The organism is Conyzicola lurida, assembly GCF_014204935.1.
Lineage (GTDB): Bacteria > Actinomycetota > Actinomycetes > Actinomycetales > Microbacteriaceae > Conyzicola > Conyzicola lurida.
The window spans coordinates 585743-603932 of record NZ_JACHMJ010000001.1; the positions used below are offsets into that span (position 1 = coordinate 585743).

Here is an 18190-nt window from a genome sequence, read left to right on the forward strand (position 1 = left end):
GCCCCGACCCTCTTTCGTCACCCCGCGTACACCTCCCCGTAGCCCCGCGATCACCGACGAGCCACCCCGACGCGAGAGCGTGGGAGTGAGTTTTGTTCGGCAGCATCGTCAGGGGGCCAGCGTGTCTGGGGTACCCGGTTTCGTGTTCCTCGTCTTCGAGTCGGTGCGCGATCCGCGCTTCGCCGGCTGGGCGTCGTTCCGCGACGCGATCGACGCCGGGCACGTCGTCAGCGGTCCGCCGCTGCCCGCGGGCGAGACGCGGCCGGGCGGCACCGGCATCTGGCGCCTCGTCGCGCCGAACAACCGGGAGCTCGGCCGCAGCTGGAGCGCCTACCCCACGTTCGACGAGGCCCACGAGCACGTGGTGCAGCTGCAGCGCGACATCTCCGGTCTCACGGTCACCGGCGTGCGCGGATCGTCGTCGAGCCAGTACGGCTGGGTCGCCAGTCTCGGCGAGCGCCGCGTGATCACGTCCGGACGCTGGTTCGGCGCATCGTCGACGAGCCTGCAGTCGGCGGCCACCACGCTCGCCGCGTTCTGTAGCGGGGAGATCGCCGCGGAACCGGTACTGGCCGCGATGCCCGCCCGGGCCGTCAGTCGAAGTCGAGGCTGAGCTTGCGCAACAGCACCGCCAACCGCTCCTGGTCGGCGGGCGAGATCGCGTCGAGCAGCTCGGCTTCGGCGTCGAGCAGGCCGCTGATCGCGGCATCCACCCGCTCTTGACCCAGCGTCGTCATGGTGACGAGGATGCCGCGTCCGTCGTTCGGGTCGGTGCGACGTTCGACCAGTTTGCGTTCGACGAGCCGGTCGATGCGGTTGGTCATCGTGCCGCTGGAGACCAGCGTCTGCTGCAGGAGCGCCTTCGGGCTCAGCTCGTAGGGGGCGCCGGCGCGGCGCAGGGCCGAGAGCACGTCGAACTCCCACGATTCGAGATTGGATGCCGCAAAGGCAGTGCGTCGCGCCCGGTCCAGGTGCCGCGCGAGGCGGCCGACGCGGCTGAGCACCTGCAACGGGGCGAAGTCGAGATCGGGGCGTTCGCGCACCCAGGCATCGACGATGCGGTCGACTTCGTCGCTAGTGGGCATTGACCCATTATCTGCGGTTCGCGGGCGGGAGTCTCCGGCGGCCACGGTATCTGGCAGAATTGAGGCGCGCCTCGGCGCGGTCCGCCTTAGTGTAATGGCAGCACGACAGCCTTTGGAGCTGTTCGGTCTAGGTTCGAATCCTGGAGGCGGAGCAAAAAAAGGCCACTGACGTGGCTTTTTCTTTGCTCCGGCGTGAGACCAACCGCCATGGAGCGACCAGTGGGCGCCGAGGGCAAGAGCCAAAGATTCGGCTCTTTTTTCGCTCCGGCGAAGGTCATCGCTGTCATCGCCCGGGAGTGTGGTCGTCGATAAGCTCCGGCGTTCTGGACCCGGCCATGGATTTTGGATTTCGACAAGCTCGACCACCCGCATACGGCAGAATTACCCCCATGACCGACTCCCGCCTCGCCGTAATCGTTCTCGCCGCCGGCCAGGGAACGCGCATGAAGTCCGCGCGCCCCAAGATCCTGCACGAAATCGCGGGAGTGCCGCTCATCGGCCACGTTCTCGCCACGGCCCGGGCGCTCGACCCCGTGCACATCCTCGCGGTCGTCCGCCACGAGCGCGACGCCGTCATCGCCACGATCGGCGACCTCGGCCCCGAGGTCGTCATCGTCGACCAGGACGAGATCCCCGGCACCGGCCGCGCCGTCGAGGTCGCGCTGCACGCGCTGCCCGCCGACTTCGACGGGGACGTCGTGATCGTCAGCGGCGACGTGCCGCTGCTCGACGCCCAGACCCTCGGCGAACTGCTCGCCGCGCACCGGGAGGCGACAGCCGCGGCGACTCTGCTCTCCGCCATCCTCGACGACGCCACCGGCTATGGCCGGGTCGTACGCGACAGCGCCGGCTCCCTCGACCGCATCGTCGAACAGAAGGATGCCGCGGCTCACGAGCTCGAGATCACCGAGATCAACTCCGGCACCTACGTCTTCGCTGTCGGGGCCCTGCGCGAACAGCTCGCGCTCGTCGGCACCGACAACGCGCAGAACGAGAAGTACATCACCGACGTCGTCGGCCTGCTCCGCCAGACCGGCGCCCCGGTCGGCGCCGTCGCGGTCTCCGACGCCTGGCGCGTGGCCGGGGTCAACGACCGCGTGCAGCTCTCCGAGGCCGGGCTCCGCCTCAATCAGCTGATCGTCGCGCGCCACCAGCGCGCCGGCGTCACCATCCAGGACCCGGCCACCACGTGGATCGACGCCGACGTGAGCATCGAGCCCGACGTCGAGATCCTCCCGGGCACGCAGCTCAAGGGCGCGACGTCCGTGGCGACCGGCGCGAAGATCGGCCCCGACACCACGCTCGTCGACTGCGAGGTCGGCGCCAACGCCACGGTCATCCGCACCGACGCGACCCTCGCCGTGATCGGCGCCGGCGCATCCGTCGGCCCGTTCGCCTACCTGCGCCCGAACACCGTGCTCGGCGTGAAGGGCAAGATCGGCACCTTCGTCGAGACGAAGAACTCGACCATCGGCGACGGCAGCAAGGTGCCGCACCTCTCCTACATCGGCGACACCACGGTCGGAGTCGAGAGCAACGTGGGCGCCGGAACGATTACCGCGAACTACGACGGCGTGAACAAGAACAAGACGATCGTGGGGTCGCACGTACGCTCCGGGTCGCACAACGTGTTCGTCGCCCCGGTTACAATTGGCGACGGAGCATATACAGGAGCCGGCACGGTCGTTCGCAAGAACATCCCGGCCGGAGCGCTTGGCCTGAACGTTGCTCCGCAGCGCAACATCGAAGGCTGGGTCGAAGCGAATCGCGCGGGGACTGCGGCGGCACAGGCGGCCGCGGCATCCACCGCTGACGACGAGTAACGCCGGCTTCGCGAAACTCAAGCAAGGCGAAACAGAGAGCGGGAACCGTGTCCGAGATCAAGCAAACCGGACAGAAGAGACTGGTCATCGTCTCGGGACGCGCACACCCGGAGCTCGCCCACGAGGTCGCGGCCGCTCTCGAGACCGACGTCGTGCACACCGACGCCCGCACCTTCGCGAACGGCGAGATCTACGCGCGCTACGACGAGAGCGTCCGCGGAGCAGACGTCTTCGTCATCCAGTCGATGCCCGCCCCCCTCAACGAGCACGTGATGGAATCGCTCATCATGGTCGACGCGCTCAAGCGTGCCTCGGTCAAGCGCATCACGGTCGTGCTGCCCTTCTACCCGTACGGACGCCAGGACAAGAAGGGCCGCGGCCGCGAGCCGATCAGCGCCCGACTGATGGCCGACCTCTACAAGGCCGCCGGCGCCGACCGAATCATGAGCGTCGACCTGCACGCCGCGCAGATCCAGGGCTTCTTCGACGGCCCCGTCGACCACCTCTTCGCCATGCCCGTGCTGCTCGAGCACTTCAAGAAGCTCGACAACTCCACCCTGACCGTCGTCTCTCCCGACATGGGCCGCGTGCGCGTCGCCGACATCTGGAGCGACAAGCTCGGCGCCCCGCTGGCCATCATCCACAAGCGTCGCGACCCGCTGGTGCCGAACCAGGTCTCCGTGCACGAGATCGTCGGCGAGGTCGAGGGCCGCGTCTGCCTCATCGTCGACGACCTGATCGACACCGGCCGCACCATCGCCAAGGCCGCCCAGGCCCTCAAGGAGGCCGGCGCCCTCGGCGTCATCGTCGCCGCGACCCACGCCGTCTTCTCCGACCCGGCCGTCGAACTGCTGCAGAGCGAGTTCATCGACGAGGTCGTCGTCACCGACACCCTGCCGCTGCCGCCCGAGAAGCGCTTCCCGTCGCTCACCGTGCTGCCGATCGCCCCGCTGCTCGCCCGCGCGATCTACGAGGTCTTCGACGACGGTTCCGTCACATCGATGTTCGACGGCGCGGCGTAAGCCCTACGATCCGACGGTCACCCCGGACGGCAACCGCGCCGGACCGGGGATGAGCCCGAGCGACGCGATGTGGCCGTCGCCGCCGAACGCGCCGACGGAGTAGCACTCCCAGCCGGCGCCGCCGGGGCCGAAGAACTCGAAGCGGGCCTCGGAGCCGCTCGCCCCGTCGACTTCGTACGCCACCCACTCGGCACAGGCCGCCTCGGCGGTGTTCGACGCGACGGTCATCGTCGTGATCACCCCGGGCAGCACGAGCGCGACGAGCGCCAGCACGACGACCACGCGCATCACTGTGGTCAGGTGCTTGGAGCGCAGCGGCTTGCCGTCGCCGGCCTCGTAGCCGTTCAGCTCGGGATGTTCATCGCTCACCCGACGATTGTCGCAGGTCGCGCTGGGGGCGCGCGGGACTACGGTGAGCACATGCACAATCCGGTGTACGAATCGCAGTTCATCAGTTCCTTCCGCGGCGCCCTCGGCCTCGTGCCGCGAGATCTGCAGTTCGTCAGCGGGAACGGACTCGATTCCGCGTTCGCCGTCTCCGAGCTCGCGACCGTGAGCTTCGCGGTCGCCGCGTCGGCCGTGGCAGACCTGCGCGATGCGCAGGCAGGGCACGAGTCGGATGCCGCGGCCTACGTCACGGTCGACCGCGCCCTCGCCTCCCGCTGGTTCGGATCCGCGCTCACCCCGGTCGGCTGGCGGCTGCCATCGCCGTGGGACGCCCTGGCCGGCGACTACGAGTGCGCCGACGGCTGGATCCGCCTCCACACCAACGCCCCGCGGCACCGGGCGGCGGCCCTGCGGGTGCTCGGCGTCCCGGCGCAACGTGCCGCCGTCGAGAGCGCGGTGCGGGAGTGGACGGGCGAGCAGCTCGAGGCCGCGGTCGTCGGTGACGGCGGCTGCGCTGCCGTCATGCGGACCGCGGGAGAGTGGTCGCGTCATCCACAGGGCCTCGCCGTCGCCGACGAACCGCTCGTGGGCTGGGGCGCCGACGAGGCCGCGACGCCGAATGCCCGCTGGGTGCCGACCGTCGAGAGGCCGCTCGCCGGGCTGCGCGTGCTCGACCTCACCCGGGTGATCGCGGGGCCGGTGAGCACGCGGTTCCTCGCGGGACTGGGTGCCGACGTGCTGCGCGTCGATCCTCCGGACTGGGACGAGCCGGCGATCGTGCCCGAGATGACGCTCGGCAAGCGGGCGACGCGCATCGACGCGCGCGAGCCGGTCGGCCGTGATGCCTTGGAGCGGCTGATCGCCGGCGCCGACCTGCTCGTGCACGGCTACCGGCTGGGCGCCCTCGACGCGCTCGTGCCGGCGGACCGTCGCGCCGAACTGCGCCCGGGGCTCGTCGAGGTGTCGCTCGACGCCTACGGGTTCACCGGGCCGTGGGCCGGGCGCCGCGGGTTCGACAGTCTCGTGCAGATGTCGAGCGGAATCGCCGACGCCGGGATGCGCTGGGCCGGCACCGGCAGGCCGACTCCGCTGCCGGTGCAGGCGCTCGACCACGCGACCGGGTACTTGGCCGCCGCTGCCGCGCTGCGCGCTCTCACCCGGCTGCGGCGGGAGGGCGTCGCGACGTCGGCGCGGGTGTCGCTCGCGCGGGTCGCCGTCGAGCTGCGCGCCACCGGTCCGACGACGGGGGAGCCGAACGAGCTGCAGGCCGGGGCCCCGCCACAGTCGACGCACATCATGACGCCGTGGGGAGCGGTCGACCTGCTCGATCCGCCGGTCGAGGGGCTTAACTGGCAACGCGGCCCGCGGAACCTGGGTTCCGACGGGCCGCGCTGGTAGCACGGTCCGGTCCCTGAGCTTGTCGAAGGGACGGTTCGACAAGCTCAGCGACCGGCGCTGCCGACTAGTGCGAGTCCACCGACTCGATCTCGCTGCGGTCTCCGCTCCACAGCGTGTGGAACGTGCCTTCCTTGTCGACGCGCTTGTAGGTGTGCGCTCCGAAGAAGTCGCGCTGTCCCTGGGTGAGCGCGGCGGGCAGTCGGTCGGCGCGCAGGCTGTCGTAGTAGGCCAGCGACGACGCGAACACCGGCGCGGGGATTCCCGCGTGCGCGGCGTCGGCGACGACGTTGCGCCACGACTCCTGTGCCGTCGCGACGACGTCGGTGAAGAACGGGGCGGTGACGAGCGAGACGAGTCCCGGGTTCTCGGCGTACGCCTCGGTGATGCGGTTGAGGAAGCGTGCGCGGATGATGCAGCCGCCGCGCCAGATCTTGGCGATCTCGCCCTTCTTGATATCCCAGCCGTACTGCTCGGCACCGGCGACGATGGCGTCGAAGCCCTGAGAGTAGGCGATGACCTTGGAAGCGTAGAGTGCGAGGCGCACACCCTCGATGAAGCCGTCGACGTCCTCGACCGGGTTCGCGGTCGGGCCGGGCAGTGCCGCGGCGGCCGCGCGCTGGGCGGGCTTCGACGACACGGAGCGGGCGAACACGGCCTCGGCGATGCCGGAGACGGGGATGCCGAGGTCGAGCGAGGTCTGCACGGTCCAGACGCCGGTGCCCTTGCTGCCGGCCTGGTCGAGGATCACGTCGACCAGCGGCTTGCCGGTCTCGGCGTCGACCTGGCGAAGCACCTCGGCGGTGATCTCGATCAGGTAGCTCTCGAGCTCGCCCTTGTTCCACTCGGCGAAGATCTCGGCGATCTCGGCGGGGGTCTTGCCGGTGCCACGGCGGATGAGGTCGTAGGCCTCGCCGATCAGCTGCATGTCGGCGTACTCGATGCCGTTGTGGATCATCTTGACGAAGTGGCCGGCGCCGTCGGTGCCGACGTGGGTCACGCAGGGCTCGCCGTCGACGACCGCGGCGATGGACTTGAGGATCGGGCCGAGCGTCTCCCACGCTTCGGCGGAGCCGCCGGGCATGATCGACGGGCCGAGCAGCGCGCCTTCCTCGCCGCCCGAGATACCCGCGCCGACGAAATTGATGCCGGTCTCGCGCACGGCCTTCTCGCGACGGATCGTGTCGGTGAACAGCGCGTTGCCGCCGTCGACGATGATGTCGCCCGGCTCGAAGACCTCGGTCAGCGCGTCGATGACGGCGTCGGTGCCCTTGCCGGCCTGCACCATGATGATGGCGGTGCGCGGCTTGGTCAGCGACGCGGCGAACTCCTCGTAGCTGGAGGCGGGGATGAATTCGGCCTCGGGGTGCTCGTCGAGCACCGTCTGGGTCTTTTCGTACGACCGGTTGAAGATCGCGACCGTGTTTCCCTCACGGCTGGCGAGGTTGCGGGCGAGGTTGGAGCCCATCACCGCCATACCCACTACGCCGATGTTCGCCTGGGTCTGAGTGGCTTCTGCCATGGGGAATTTCTCCTTGCAATCACGCGGGAAAGTGGTTCTGTCGCGACGGATGACGAGCCGCGGCACGCCCTTTCAGACTACGGCAACGCTCGCGCGCGGTGCCGGAGTATGACGAGGCCCGATGGGGCCGAAGAGTTGCGCGACGCCCGATCCGTGCATACGATCGCTTATTAAGTCTGACTTATGCGCAAGTGCGCAGCTTGTTGTCAGACGTAATGGCGCGTCGACACCGAGCAAAGGAGCACACATGACCGCGAGCTACCCACCCATGATCGTGATGGGGGTCTCCGGTTCGGGAAAGTCGACGATCGGGCAGGCGCTCGCGGCCGCGTTAGGCCTCGACTTCATCGACGGAGACGACCTGCATCCGCGTGCCAACAAAGAGAAGATGGCCGGCGGGCACCCGCTGAACGACGAAGACCGCGCACCCTGGCTCGAGATTATCGCCGAGCGCATCGGTGCCGAACTCGCAGAGGGCAACCCCATCGTCGTGGCCTGCTCGGCGCTGAAGCGCCGCTACCGCACGCAGCTCATCTCCCACGCCCCCAGCGTCGTGTTCATCCACCTGTCCGGCCAGCGAGGCATCATCGCCGAACGCCAGTCGCACCGGAACCACGAATACATGCCCAACAGCCTGCTCGACTCGCAGTTCGCGACGCTCGAGCCGCTCGAGGCCGACGAACGGTCAATCGTCGTCGACCTCGCCCAGACTCCGGACGAAATGGTCCGGTTCGTGAAAGAAAAGCTCGCCGACTTCACTGTCGCCTGAGTTCAGCCCCATCCACCAGTTAGGACGAAGATGACCGACATTGAACTCGTGTGGCAGTTGCCCACGTGGGGATTGCTGCTGATCGCGCTCGGCGCGATCGCACTCCTGCTATTCCTTATCATCGGGGCCCGCATCCACGCGTTCCTCGCCCTCATCGTGGTCAGTTTCGTGACCGCGATCGCCACGGGCGTGCCGGCCAACCAGATAGTGCCGACGTTGACGCTGGGCTTCGGCTCCACGCTCGCGACGGTGGCGCTGCTCGTCGGTCTCGGCGCCATGCTCGGCCGCATGCTGGAAACCAGCGGCGGAGCACAGGTGCTCACCGACGCCCTCATCCGCAAGTTCGGCGAGAAGCGGGCGCCGCTGGCGCTCTCGATCGCCTCGCTCATGATGGGCTTCCCGATCTTCTTCGACGCGGGTCTCGTGGTCATGCTGCCAATCATCTTCGCCGTGGCCCGGCGTCTCGGCGGCTCGCTGCTGCTCTACGCGTTCCCCGCGGCGACCGCGTTCTCGGTCATGCACATCTTCGTGCCCCCGCACCCCGGCCCCGTCGCCGCGACCGGACTGCTCGGCGCCGATGTCGGCCTCGTGCTGGTGTTCGGTCTGCTGGTCGCCATCCCCACCTGGTACATCGTCGGCTACAAGTTCGGAACCTGGGTCGGCCGTAAGTACGACATCGCGATCCCGAACATCCTGTTCGGTTCCAAGGACGACGGCGTCGCAGAGGAGTTCAAGTCGGCGCCGAAGCTCGGCACCATCGTGTTCCTCCTCCTGCTTCCCCTCGTGCTCATCTTCATGAACACCGGCCTCAACGCCCTCGCGACCGCGGAGGTCGTCTCGCTCGACAACGGGGTCGTGCAGATCCTGCGCCTGCTGGGTGAGACCCCGATCGCGCTGCTCATCACCGTGTTCTTCGCCATGTGGCTGCTCGGCTGGAAGCGCAACAAGAAGGCGACGCTCGTCGAGAGCATCGTCGACAGCGCCCTCGGTCCGGTGTGTGCCATCATCCTCATCACGGGTGCCGGCGGAATGTTCGGCGGTGTGCTCCGCGCCAGCGGTATCGGCAACGCCATCGCCGAGTCGCTCGACGCCGTCGGGCTGCCGCTCATCGTCGCCGGATTCGTCATCGCGGCCATCGTGCGCGTCGCCCAGGGATCGGCGACCGTCGCGCTCACCACGGCCGCCGCCCTCGTGCAGCCGGTCGTGCAGAGCGACACCAGCCTCAACCCGGTGGAACTCGCCGCCATCGTGCTCGCGCTCGCGGCCGGTTCGGTCTTCGCGGGTCACGTCAACGACTCCGGCTTCTGGCTGGTCAGCCGGTTCTTCGGAATGGACACCCAGACGACGCTCAAGACGTGGACCGTCGGCCAGGCGCTCGTCGGTGTCTGCGGCTTCGTGTTCGCACTCGCGATCTTCCTCGTCGCCGGAGCGGTCGGCTAACGCCATGGGCTCGACGCTCTTCGACCTCACGGGCCGCATCGCGCTCATCACCGGCTCTAGCCGGGGCATCGGCAAGGCCATCGCGCGCGGCCTCGCCGAGGCAGGCGCCACCGTCGTGCTGCACGGCAAAGACGAGCGCCGTCTCGCCGAGACGACCGCCGAGTTCGAGGCGGAGTTCGGTGCTCAGACGGTGAAGTCCGTAGCGTTCGACGTCACCGACGCCGAGGCGGTGGCACGTGGCATCCGCACCGTCGAGTCGGAGACCGGGCCGATCCGCATTCTCGTCAACAACGCCGGCGTGCAGCACCGGGTTCCGCTTCTCGACCTCGCGGTCGAGGACTGGGACCGGGTGCTGCGCACCAACCTCACGAGCGCGTTCCTTGTGGGGCGGGAGGCGGCCCGCGGCATGATCGAGCGCGGCAGCGGCAAGATCATCAACATCGCCTCGGTGCAGACCGACCTCGCCCGCCCGACGATCGCCCCGTACACGGCGTCGAAGGGCGGCGTGCGCAACCTCACCCGGGCGATGACCGCCGAATGGGCGGAGCACGACATCCAGGTGAACGCGATCGCTCCCGGCTACATCCACACCGAGATGACGCAGAACCTCGTCGACGACGAGTCGTTCAACTCGTGGATCCTCGGCCGCACCCCGGCGCACCGCTGGGGAACGACCGCCGACATCGTCGGGCCCGCCGTGTGGCTCGCGTCAGACGGTGCCGATTTCGTGAACGGGCAGGTCATCTTCATCGATGGCGGAATGACGGTGGTGGTGTGATGCAGGAGGACACGAATCTCGCGGTGGTCGCGCACGGCAAGGACGACCTGCGGGTCGACGAGCTGCCCGCGCCGACGCCGGCTCCGGATGAAGCGGTGGTACGCATCGCGTACGGGGGCATCTGCGGGTCCGACCTGCACTACTTCACGCACGGCGCCGCCGGGGAGTCGATCCTGCGCGAGCCGATGATCCTCGGGCACGAGGTGGTCGGTACCGTCCACACGGCCGCGGCCGACGGCTCGGGCCCCGCCGTCGGCGCGACGGTCGCCGTGCACCCGGCCACCCCCAAGCCCGTCGAGGGCGTGCGGTACCCGGAGTCCCGGCCGAACCTCGCCCCCGGCACGACCTACCTCGGCAGTGCGGCGCACCACCCGCACACCGAGGGCGCCTTCGCCACCTTCGTCGCGCTGCCGACCCGCATGCTGCGCGTGCTCCCGGCCGGCCTGTCGTTGCGTGGTGCGGCGCTCGCCGAACCGGCGAGCGTGGCATGGCACGCGGTCTCCCGGGCCGGTGACGTCGCCGGCAAGTCCGTGCTCGTCGTCGGCACCGGTCCGATCGGCGCGCTCGTGATCGCCGTGCTCAAGCGAGCGGGTGCGAGCCGCATCACCGCCGTCGACCTCCACGAGACTCCGCTGCGCATCGCCCGCGAGGTCGGGGCGACCGACACCGTCCTCGCCACCGACGTCGATGCGATCTCGGCCGTCCAGGCGGATATCGCGATCGAATCGTCGGGCAACTATCGCGGCCTCGCCTCGGCCGTGCGCGGGGTCGTGCGTGGGGGCAGGGTCGTCATGGTCGGGCTGCTGCCGTCGGGCGAGCAGCCGGCGCTCATCAGCCTCGCCATCACCCGCGAGCTCGAGCTCGTCGGATCGTTCCGCTTCGCCGACGAGATCGACGAGGTGATCGCGGCTCTTGCCGACGGGACGCTCGACGTCGATCCCGTCGTGACGCACGAGTTCGCAGCATCCGACGCTCTCGAAGCGTTCTCGGTGGCGCTCGACGCGTCGGTCAGCGGGAAAGTTCTGCTGCGGTTCTGACCGCTAGTGTCCGGGGCGGGGCACGCCTTTCCAGATGTGCTCCACCTCGGACACGGTGCGCCGCATGATGCGGTCCATCGCGGTGCGCGCGTCGTCCTGACGCCCGCCCTGCACGGCGTCGGCCACGTCGACGTGCCACTGCAGCGCCTCCTCGTGGGGGCGGGAGGGCATGAGGCCGAGGGTCGTGCGTCCACGCAGGATGGCGGCGATCATGCCGTCCATGGCCGTGAACATCTCGTTGCCGCTCGCGCGCAGCACGAGCGAGTGGAAGTGGATGTCGAGCTCGAGGAAGGCGTCGAGGTCGCCGGCGCGACCGATGGTGCGCATGCGGGCGGCGGTGCCCAGCAGCTCGGCCGACTGCTCGTCGGCGGCATGCTGGGCGGCGAGCTCGGCGGCCATCGGCTCGACCGCGGTACGCAGCTCGGTGAGCGAGCGCAACTGGGCGCCCTGACCGGGCCCGGTGACGCGCCACGCCACGACCTGGGGGTCGAAAACGTTCCACGCGCTCTCGGGCAGCACGCGGATGCCGACGCGCTTCACACTGGTAACGAGGCCGAGCGACTGCAACACCCGCACCGCCTCGCGGATGACCGAGCGTCCGACCCCGAGCTCGATCGCGAGCTGGTCGGCGAGCACGGTCGTGCCGGGGGCGAGCCTCCCGTCGACGATGCGGCGACCGATGTCGTCGACCGCGCGACTGTGGAGACTGAAGGACATGGTTGAAGGATAGCCGGGCCAGCGAGGGCGAGATCGCGAAAGGCAGCCCCGCCGTGTAAGCTTGGCGGCTGTACTTCGGCGAGGGATGCATTGCATCCGTAATCGACGCGGTGGAGCGGGCATCGGCCATTCGGCCTCACGTCTTCCTCACGCTGACATATTGCGTTCGAGTTGAAAATTCACGTGGGCCACTGGTCCCGTCACAAGCGTTACAAGGAGATAAACCATGGCTCAGGCCGAAATCAGCAACCACCTCGTCACCGAGATCCGCGAGTCCTTCGGTAAGGGTGCGGCTCGCAAGATCCGCGCCGTCGGCAAGATCCCCGCCGTCATCTACGGACACGGTACCGAGCCGCAGCACGTCACCCTGCCGGGCCACGAGGTCAGCCTCATCCTGCGCAAGTCGAACCAGATCCTCGAGCTCGACATCCAGGGCAAGGTCCAGCTCGCGCTGGTCAAGGACGTCCAGAAGGACCCCGTGCGCCAGATCATCGAGCACATCGACCTCATCGTCGTGCGCAAGGGCGAGAAGGTCACCATCGACGTGCCCGTGCACCTCGAGGGCGAAGCCGCTCCCGGAACGACCGTCAACCAGGACGCCAACACCATCTCGCTCGAGGCCGAGGCTACCGCGATCCCCGAGTCGGTCTCCGTCTCGATCGAGGGCGCCGAGGACGGCACCCAGATCTTCGCCAAGGACCTCGTCCTTCCGAAGGGCTCGGCGCTGATCACCGACGAGGACACCCTCATCGTCTCGATCTCGATCGCCCAGGAGCAGGACCTCGGAGAGGACGCCGACGAGGCTCCCGCCGAGGAAGCTGACGCTCCCGCCGCCGAGTAACTACTCCTAAGTAGTCACCGCTGGACGAGAACCCCTGGCTTGTAGTCGGGCTCGGTAACCCCGGGCCCGGCTACGCCGGGAATCGCCACAATGTGGGCCAAATGGCCCTCGACGAACTGGCGCGCCGTATCGCGGCCCCGTTCAAGAGTCAGAAGACCAACGCGACCGTCGCCGAGGGGCGGCTGAGCGGCCAAGGCCCTCGCCTCATCCTCGCCAAGCCGAACACGTACATGAACGTGTCGGGCGGCCCGGTCGCCGCGCTCCTGCGTTTCTACAAGCTGGACGCCTCGAACCTCATCGTGCTGCACGACGAGCTCGACATCCCGTACGACACGATCAAGCTCAAGATCGGTGGCGGCCACGGGGGCCACAACGGCGTGCGAGACATCGCCGCCGCGATCGGCAGCCCCGATTTCGTGCGCGTGCGCATCGGCATCGGCCGTCCTCCCGGACGCCAGCCGGCCGCCGATTTCGTGCTGAAGGACTTCTCCTCCGACGAGAAGAAGACGCTGCCGAACCTCGTGTCGGACGCCGCGGACGCCGTCGAACAGGTCACCCGCGAGAGCCTCACGGCGGCGCAGCTGCGCTTCCACACGGCGGCCTCCGCGGACTGAACCGCGCTCGCTATAACACGGCCGGAGTCATCCCTCCGGGGGACTGACTTCCCTTCACCCCTCGCATACTGTTGAAGCCATGCGCGTTCTCCTGGCCGGAGCGTCCGGGGCAATCGGGCGCCATCTCATCCCCCTCCTCGTCGGAGCCGGACACTCGGTCACGGGCATCACCCGCCGCGCGTCGAACCTCACGGGCTTCCCCGGTTCGGTCGTCGTCGCCGACATCCTCGACCGGCCCGCACTGCTCGCCGCCGTCGACGGCCAGCGCTTCGACGCGGTGATCCACGAGGCAACCGATTTCACCCGGGTACCCCGGCGCTACTCCGACATGCGCACCACCAACCGTCTGCGCACCGAGGGCACGAGCGCCCTGCTCGCCGCGGCGCGTGCCACAGGGGCGACGCGGTTCGTCGCGGCATCCGTCTTCTACGGCTACGGCCTCGACGACTTCGGCGGCCGCGTGGTCGACGAGGAGGCGGGCTTCGGCGAGAAGCCCGGAGGAGCGGTCGACGCTGTCTTCCGCTCGCTGCTCAGCAACGAGCAGCAGGTGCGCGCGTTCGGGGGAGTGGCCCTACGGTACGGCCTGTTCTACCAGGGACGCGGCGCGATCCCCGCGGTGCCCGGCACCTGGACGGGAACGCTGCCGTTCGTCCACCTCGAGGATGCCGCTTCGGCCACGGTCGCCGCGCTGGACGCGCCCGCGGGGTCGGTCTACAACATCGTCGACGACGAGCCGGCGTCCTGGCGCGACGTGCAGGAGGCGCGGGCAGCGGCGCTCGGCGTGCGTGCGCCGGCCACCGTTCCGACCTGGCTATTCCGCCGATCGTCGCCGTTCTCGGCGGAGGTGCTCACCGCGACATCCGTCGTCGTCTCGAACGCCCGCGTCAAGAGCGAGCTCGGCTGGGCGCCCCGGTACCCGTCGTACCGCGAGGGCATCGCGGCCGCCGCGAAGGACGCCCCGGGAACCCGCGTGGTCACGGCGGGCGCATCGCGCCCCTCGGGCGCCGCGCACGGCTCCGTCTGACCCGTTCTGCCGCACCGCCCGGCCGAATGTCAGCGCTACCGCCTACACTGAACCGGTGATACTCGAAGGATTAATTACGGCGCTTTCGCGCGCCTCCACGTTCGAGAACGCACTCTCGTACGCCACTCGCGACGCCGAATTCTCCCTCGTCGACGGCCTCCGCGCCCCGCTCATCGCCGGCCTGCTCAACAAGCGCGGCGAGGGCAACCGCGGGGCCAAGGCCCTGCTCGCCATCGTCTCCACCGGCCGCGAGTCGGAGGCGCTGCGCGAATCGCTCGCGTCGGTGCTGCCCACCGCCGAGATCATCGAGTTCCCGGCGTGGGAGACCCTGCCGCACGAGCGACTCAGCCCGAGCAGCGAGACCGTCGGCAAGCGCATCGCCGCACTGCGCCGCCTCGCCGAGTGGCACGACGACCGCACGAACCCGATCGTCGTGGTCGCCAGCGTGCGCGCCGCCCTGCAGCCGCTCGCCGACAACCTCATCGAGACCCCCACGATCGACCTGGTGGCCGGCGGCCGCGGCTACAGCCTGCCGGGCATCACCACCCAGCTCATCGACCTCGCGTACTCGCGCGTCGACATGGTCACCCGCCGTGGCGAGTTCGCCGTCCGCGGCGGCATCCTCGACGTCTTCGCCCCCACCGACGAGCACCCGCTGCGCCTCGAGTTCTTCGGCGACGAGCTCGAGCAGATCCGCCCGTTCTCGGTCGCCGACCAGCGCTCGCTCACCGACACGGTCGACACCGCGCAGCTGCCCCCGAGCCGCGAGCTGCTGCTCAGCCCGGCCGTGCGCCAGCGCGCCCGCGAGATGCAGCACGAGTTCCCGGGCCTCGCCCAGATGCTCGCCAAGATCAGCGAGGGAATCCCGGTCGACGGCATGGAGTCGCTCGCCCCGGCGTTGCTCGACCGGCTCGTGCCCCTCACCCATTACCTGCCGGCGGATGCCGCGATCGCAGTGCTCTCTCCCGAAAAGGTCGCGACCCGGGCCGTGAGCCTCGTCGAGACGAACCGCGAGTTCCTCAGCGCCGCGTGGAACGCCGCGACCGCCGGGGCCGAGGCGCCGATCGACCTCGACGCCGGAGACTTCGTCACGCTCAGCGCGCTGCGCGAGTCGGCCGGCCGCCGTTCCTGGTGGACGATGAGCTCGTTCGACAGCGGTGCGGTGACCGACCTGGTCGCCCCGGCCGACGCGGGCGCCGAGCTCGCCGAACGGGTCGCCGCGACCCTCGAGGCCGACGACAGCTACGTGCGCATCGATGCGGCCGCGGTGCCGAGCTTCGCCGGCCAGCCGACGGGCGCCATCGACCACGTCGCCGACCTGCTGCACGACGGCTGGACCGTCGCGATCGTCGCCCGCGGCCAGGGGCTGGTCGAGCGCGCCGTCGACGTGCTCGGCGAGCGCGAGCTGTCGGGACGGCTGGTGGAGGAGTTCCCGGGCTCGGCCTCCGAGCTCGACGCCGGCGTCGCCTACCTGCTCAAGGCGTCCGTCGACCACGGCTTCGAACTGCCCGAGCTCAAGCTCGCGCTGCTCAACGAGAGCGAGTTCTACGGCCGCGCTGTCGGCTACGACTCGCGCCAGGTGAAGAAGCTCGCGAGCCGCCGTAAGAACGTCGTCGACCCGCTGCAGCTGAAGACGGGCGACTTCGTCGTGCACCAGACGCACGGCATCGGCAAGTTCCTCGAACTGGTGCAGCGCGAGGTATCCAGCGGCGGACGCAACGCGGTCAAACGCAGCCGCGAGTTCCTCGTCATCGAGTACGCGCCGAACAAGCGGGGGCTGCCGGGCGACAAGCTCTACGTACCCACCGACCAGCTCGACCTGCTCAGCCGCTACGTCGGCGGCGAGGCCCCGAGCCTCAGCAAGATGGGCGGCAGCGACTGGTCGGCCGCCAAGACCAAGGCCCGCAAGGCGGTGCGCGACATCGCCGTTGAGCTCGTCAAGCTGTACTCGGCGCGCATGGCGTCGAAGGGCCACGCGTTCCCGCCCGACACCCCGTGGCAGCGCGAGCTCGAAGACGCCTTCCCGTTCGCCGAGACCGTCGACCAGCTGACCACGATCGACGAGGTCAAGGCCGACATGGAACGGCCGATCCCGATGGACCGCCTGCTCAGCGGCGACGTCGGCTACGGCAAGACCGAGGTCGCGGTGCGTGCCGCGTTCAAGGCGGTGCAGGACGGCAAGCAGGTCGCCATGATCGTGCCGACCACCTTGCTCGTGCGCCAGCACATGGAGACCTTTGCCGAGCGCTTCGCCGGGTTCCCCGTGCACCTGCGCGCGCTCAGCCGGTTCCAGACCGAGAAGGAGTCGAAGGAGACCGTCGCGGGTCTCGCCGACGGCACCGTCGACGTCGTCATCGGAACGCACCGGCTGCTCAGCCAGAGCATCGCCTTCAAAGACCTCGGCCTCGTCATCATCGACGAGGAGCAGCGCTTCGGTGTCGAGCACAAGGACGCGCTGAAGAAGCTCAAGAACAACGTCGACATCCTCGCGATGACGGCGACCCCGATTCCCCGCACGCTCGAGATGGCGGTGACCGGCATCCGTGAAATGTCGACGCTGGCGACGCCACCCGAGGACCGTCATCCGATTCTCTCGTTTGTCGGCCCGTACAGCGACAAGCAAGTCTCCGCGGCGATCCGGCGCGAGCTGCTGCGCGAGGGCCAGGTGTTCTTCGTGCACAACCGGGTGTCGAGCATCAACCGGGTCGCCGCCCAGCTCGCCGAGCTCGTGCCCGAGGCACGCATCGCGATCGCGCACGGCCAGCTGCCCGAGTCGGTGCTCGAGCAGGTCATGGTCGACTTCTGGGAGCGCAAGTTCGACGTGCTCGTCTCGACCACGATCGTCGAGACCGGTCTCGACATCGCGAACGCCAACACGCTCATCATCGACCGCGCCGACAAGTACGGGCTCAGCCAGCTGCACCAGCTGCGCGGCCGCGTCGGCCGTGGTCGGGAGCGCGCCTACGCCTACTTCCTCTACGACGAGATGAAGCCGCTCTCCGAGACCGCGCACGAACGTCTGTCGACGATCGCCGCGAACAACGAGCTCGGCGCGGGTATGCAGATCGCGCTGCGCGACCTCGAGATCCGCGGCGCCGGCAACCTGCTCGGCGGCGAACAGTCCGGCCACATCGCCGGCGTCGGGTTCGACCTGTACCTGCGCATGATCGGCGAGGCGGTGTCGACGTTCCGCGGAGACGTCGCCGAGGGCCAGACCGAGCTGCGGCTCGAGCTGCCCGTCGACGCGCACATCCCCGAGGAGTACGTGGAGAGCGAGCGACTGCGGCTCGAGGCGTACCAGAAGCTCTCGACCGCGTCGGCGCCGGCGTCGAGCCCCGAGCAGATCGACCTGGTGCTCGAGGAGCTCGCCGACCGTTACGGCGAGCCGCCCGAGCAGGTGGTCAACCTGATCGCCGTGTCGCGCCTGCGCCGCATGGCCGTCAAGGCCGGGCTGAGCGAGGTCGTCGCGATGGGCAGCAACCTGCGCATCGCCGGGGTCGCGCTGGCCGATTCGATCCAGATCCGGTTGCAGCGCATGTACCCGGGCTCGAAGTACTTCGCGGCCAACGCGAGCGTTTCGCTGCCGATGCCCCGCGTCAACGGCGAACCGCTCTCGGACGCCGACCTCATCGAGTGGACCAGCACGCTGCTCGTCGCCATCTTCGGCGCCGAGATCGCCGAGGCGACACCCGCCGCCTAAGCGGCCGCTGTGCCTCACCCCGGTCGCTGAGCCTGT

Annotated in this window: 16 protein-coding genes and 1 tRNA gene; 13 read left to right on the plus strand and 4 right to left on the minus strand. The window is 69.2% G+C overall.

What is annotated here, in order from left to right; genetic code table 11:
- Positions 1 to 121 precede the first annotated feature (121 nt).
- Complete coding sequence (locus HD599_RS02855; RefSeq protein ID WP_184233466.1) at positions 122 to 613, plus strand: hypothetical protein; 492 nt, start codon at positions 122 to 124, stop codon at positions 611 to 613.
- Here the strand turns inward: HD599_RS02855 and HD599_RS02860 are convergent.
- Positions 594 to 1085 carry a MarR family winged helix-turn-helix transcriptional regulator gene (locus HD599_RS02860; RefSeq protein ID WP_184233468.1) on the minus strand — a complete coding sequence of 164 codons (492 nt, stop codon included), beginning with the start codon at positions 1083 to 1085 and terminating at the stop codon, positions 594 to 596. The genes HD599_RS02855 and HD599_RS02860 overlap by 20 nt on opposite strands.
- A gap of 80 nt (positions 1086 to 1165) precedes the next feature.
- Here HD599_RS02860 and HD599_RS02865 point away from each other — a divergent pair.
- The 3 genes from HD599_RS02865 to HD599_RS02875 all read left to right on the plus strand — a co-directional run bounded on the left by HD599_RS02865 (position 1166) and on the right by HD599_RS02875 (position 3930).
- Positions 1166 to 1237 (plus strand) — tRNA-Gln (locus HD599_RS02865).
- Between the two features lie 237 nt (positions 1238 to 1474).
- Positions 1475 to 2908 carry a bifunctional UDP-N-acetylglucosamine diphosphorylase/glucosamine-1-phosphate N-acetyltransferase GlmU gene (gene glmU / locus HD599_RS02870; protein WP_184233470.1) on the plus strand — a complete coding sequence of 478 codons (1434 nt, stop codon included), beginning with the start codon at positions 1475 to 1477 and terminating at the stop codon, positions 2906 to 2908.
- A 47-nt stretch (positions 2909 to 2955) separates the two neighbouring features.
- Positions 2956 to 3930, plus strand: coding sequence for a ribose-phosphate diphosphokinase (locus HD599_RS02875; RefSeq protein ID WP_184233472.1), 975 nt, complete (start codon positions 2956 to 2958; stop codon positions 3928 to 3930).
- A gap of 3 nt (positions 3931 to 3933) precedes the next feature.
- Here HD599_RS02875 and HD599_RS02880 read toward each other — a convergent pair whose 3' ends face one another.
- On the minus strand, positions 3934 to 4299 hold the full coding sequence (locus tag HD599_RS02880) for a hypothetical protein (protein WP_184233473.1): 366 nt from the start codon (positions 4297 to 4299) through the stop codon (positions 3934 to 3936).
- Between the two features lie 51 nt (positions 4300 to 4350).
- On the opposite strand from HD599_RS02880, the gene HD599_RS02885 reads away from it, so the two are divergent.
- Positions 4351 to 5715: a CoA transferase gene (locus HD599_RS02885; RefSeq protein ID WP_184233475.1), complete on the plus strand. Its 1365-nt coding sequence runs from the start codon at positions 4351 to 4353 to the stop codon at positions 5713 to 5715.
- Positions 5716 to 5779: 64 nt separating this feature from the next.
- On the opposite strand, the gene gndA is transcribed toward HD599_RS02885, so the two are convergent.
- Complete coding sequence (gndA, locus tag HD599_RS02890) at positions 5780 to 7234, minus strand: NADP-dependent phosphogluconate dehydrogenase (RefSeq protein ID WP_184233477.1); 1455 nt, start codon at positions 7232 to 7234, stop codon at positions 5780 to 5782.
- 247 nt (positions 7235 to 7481) lie between these two features.
- Between gndA and HD599_RS02895 the strand changes: the two genes are divergently transcribed.
- Genes HD599_RS02895 through HD599_RS02910 form a run of 4 tightly spaced genes read left to right on the plus strand, consistent with a single transcriptional unit; the run spans position 7482 to position 11258 of the window.
- Positions 7482 to 8003 carry a gluconokinase gene (locus tag HD599_RS02895; protein ID WP_221420426.1) on the plus strand — a complete coding sequence of 174 codons (522 nt, stop codon included), beginning with the start codon at positions 7482 to 7484 and terminating at the stop codon, positions 8001 to 8003.
- A 30-nt stretch (positions 8004 to 8033) separates the two neighbouring features.
- A complete protein-coding gene (locus HD599_RS02900) occupies positions 8034 to 9443 on the plus strand; it encodes a GntP family permease (RefSeq protein WP_184233479.1) in 1410 nt (469 codons plus the stop codon).
- A gap of 4 nt (positions 9444 to 9447) precedes the next feature.
- Positions 9448 to 10221 carry an SDR family oxidoreductase gene (locus HD599_RS02905; RefSeq protein WP_184233481.1) on the plus strand — a complete coding sequence of 258 codons (774 nt, stop codon included), beginning with the start codon at positions 9448 to 9450 and terminating at the stop codon, positions 10219 to 10221.
- Complete coding sequence (locus HD599_RS02910; protein ID WP_184240226.1) at positions 10221 to 11258, plus strand: L-idonate 5-dehydrogenase; 1038 nt, start codon at positions 10221 to 10223, stop codon at positions 11256 to 11258. Before HD599_RS02905 ends, HD599_RS02910 begins: the two co-directional genes overlap by 1 nt.
- A 3-nt stretch (positions 11259 to 11261) precedes the next feature.
- On the opposite strand, the gene HD599_RS02915 is transcribed toward HD599_RS02910, so the two are convergent.
- On the minus strand, positions 11262 to 11975 hold the full coding sequence (locus tag HD599_RS02915) for a FadR/GntR family transcriptional regulator (RefSeq protein ID WP_184233483.1): 714 nt from the start codon (positions 11973 to 11975) through the stop codon (positions 11262 to 11264).
- Positions 11976 to 12201: 226 nt separating this feature from the next.
- Here HD599_RS02915 and HD599_RS02920 point away from each other — a divergent pair, with 226 nt between their 5' ends.
- The 4 genes from HD599_RS02920 to mfd all read left to right on the plus strand — a co-directional run bounded on the left by HD599_RS02920 (position 12202) and on the right by mfd (position 18154).
- Positions 12202 to 12816, plus strand: a complete 615-nt coding sequence (locus tag HD599_RS02920) for a 50S ribosomal protein L25/general stress protein Ctc (RefSeq protein ID WP_184233485.1) — start codon at positions 12202 to 12204, stop codon at positions 12814 to 12816.
- Between the two features lie 20 nt (positions 12817 to 12836).
- Positions 12837 to 13430: an aminoacyl-tRNA hydrolase gene (pth, locus tag HD599_RS02925; protein ID WP_184240228.1), complete on the plus strand. Its 594-nt coding sequence runs from the start codon at positions 12837 to 12839 to the stop codon at positions 13428 to 13430.
- Between the two features lie 79 nt (positions 13431 to 13509).
- The gene (locus HD599_RS02930; RefSeq protein ID WP_184233487.1) at positions 13510 to 14454 is read left to right on the plus strand and encodes an NAD-dependent epimerase/dehydratase family protein; all 945 of its coding nucleotides are present in this window, start codon (positions 13510 to 13512) and stop codon (positions 14452 to 14454) included.
- A gap of 55 nt (positions 14455 to 14509) precedes the next feature.
- Positions 14510 to 18154 (plus strand): transcription-repair coupling factor, encoded by a 3645-nt coding sequence (gene mfd, locus HD599_RS02935; RefSeq protein WP_184233488.1) that lies wholly within the window; start codon positions 14510 to 14512, stop codon positions 18152 to 18154.
- Positions 18155 to 18190: the final 36 nt, after the last annotated feature.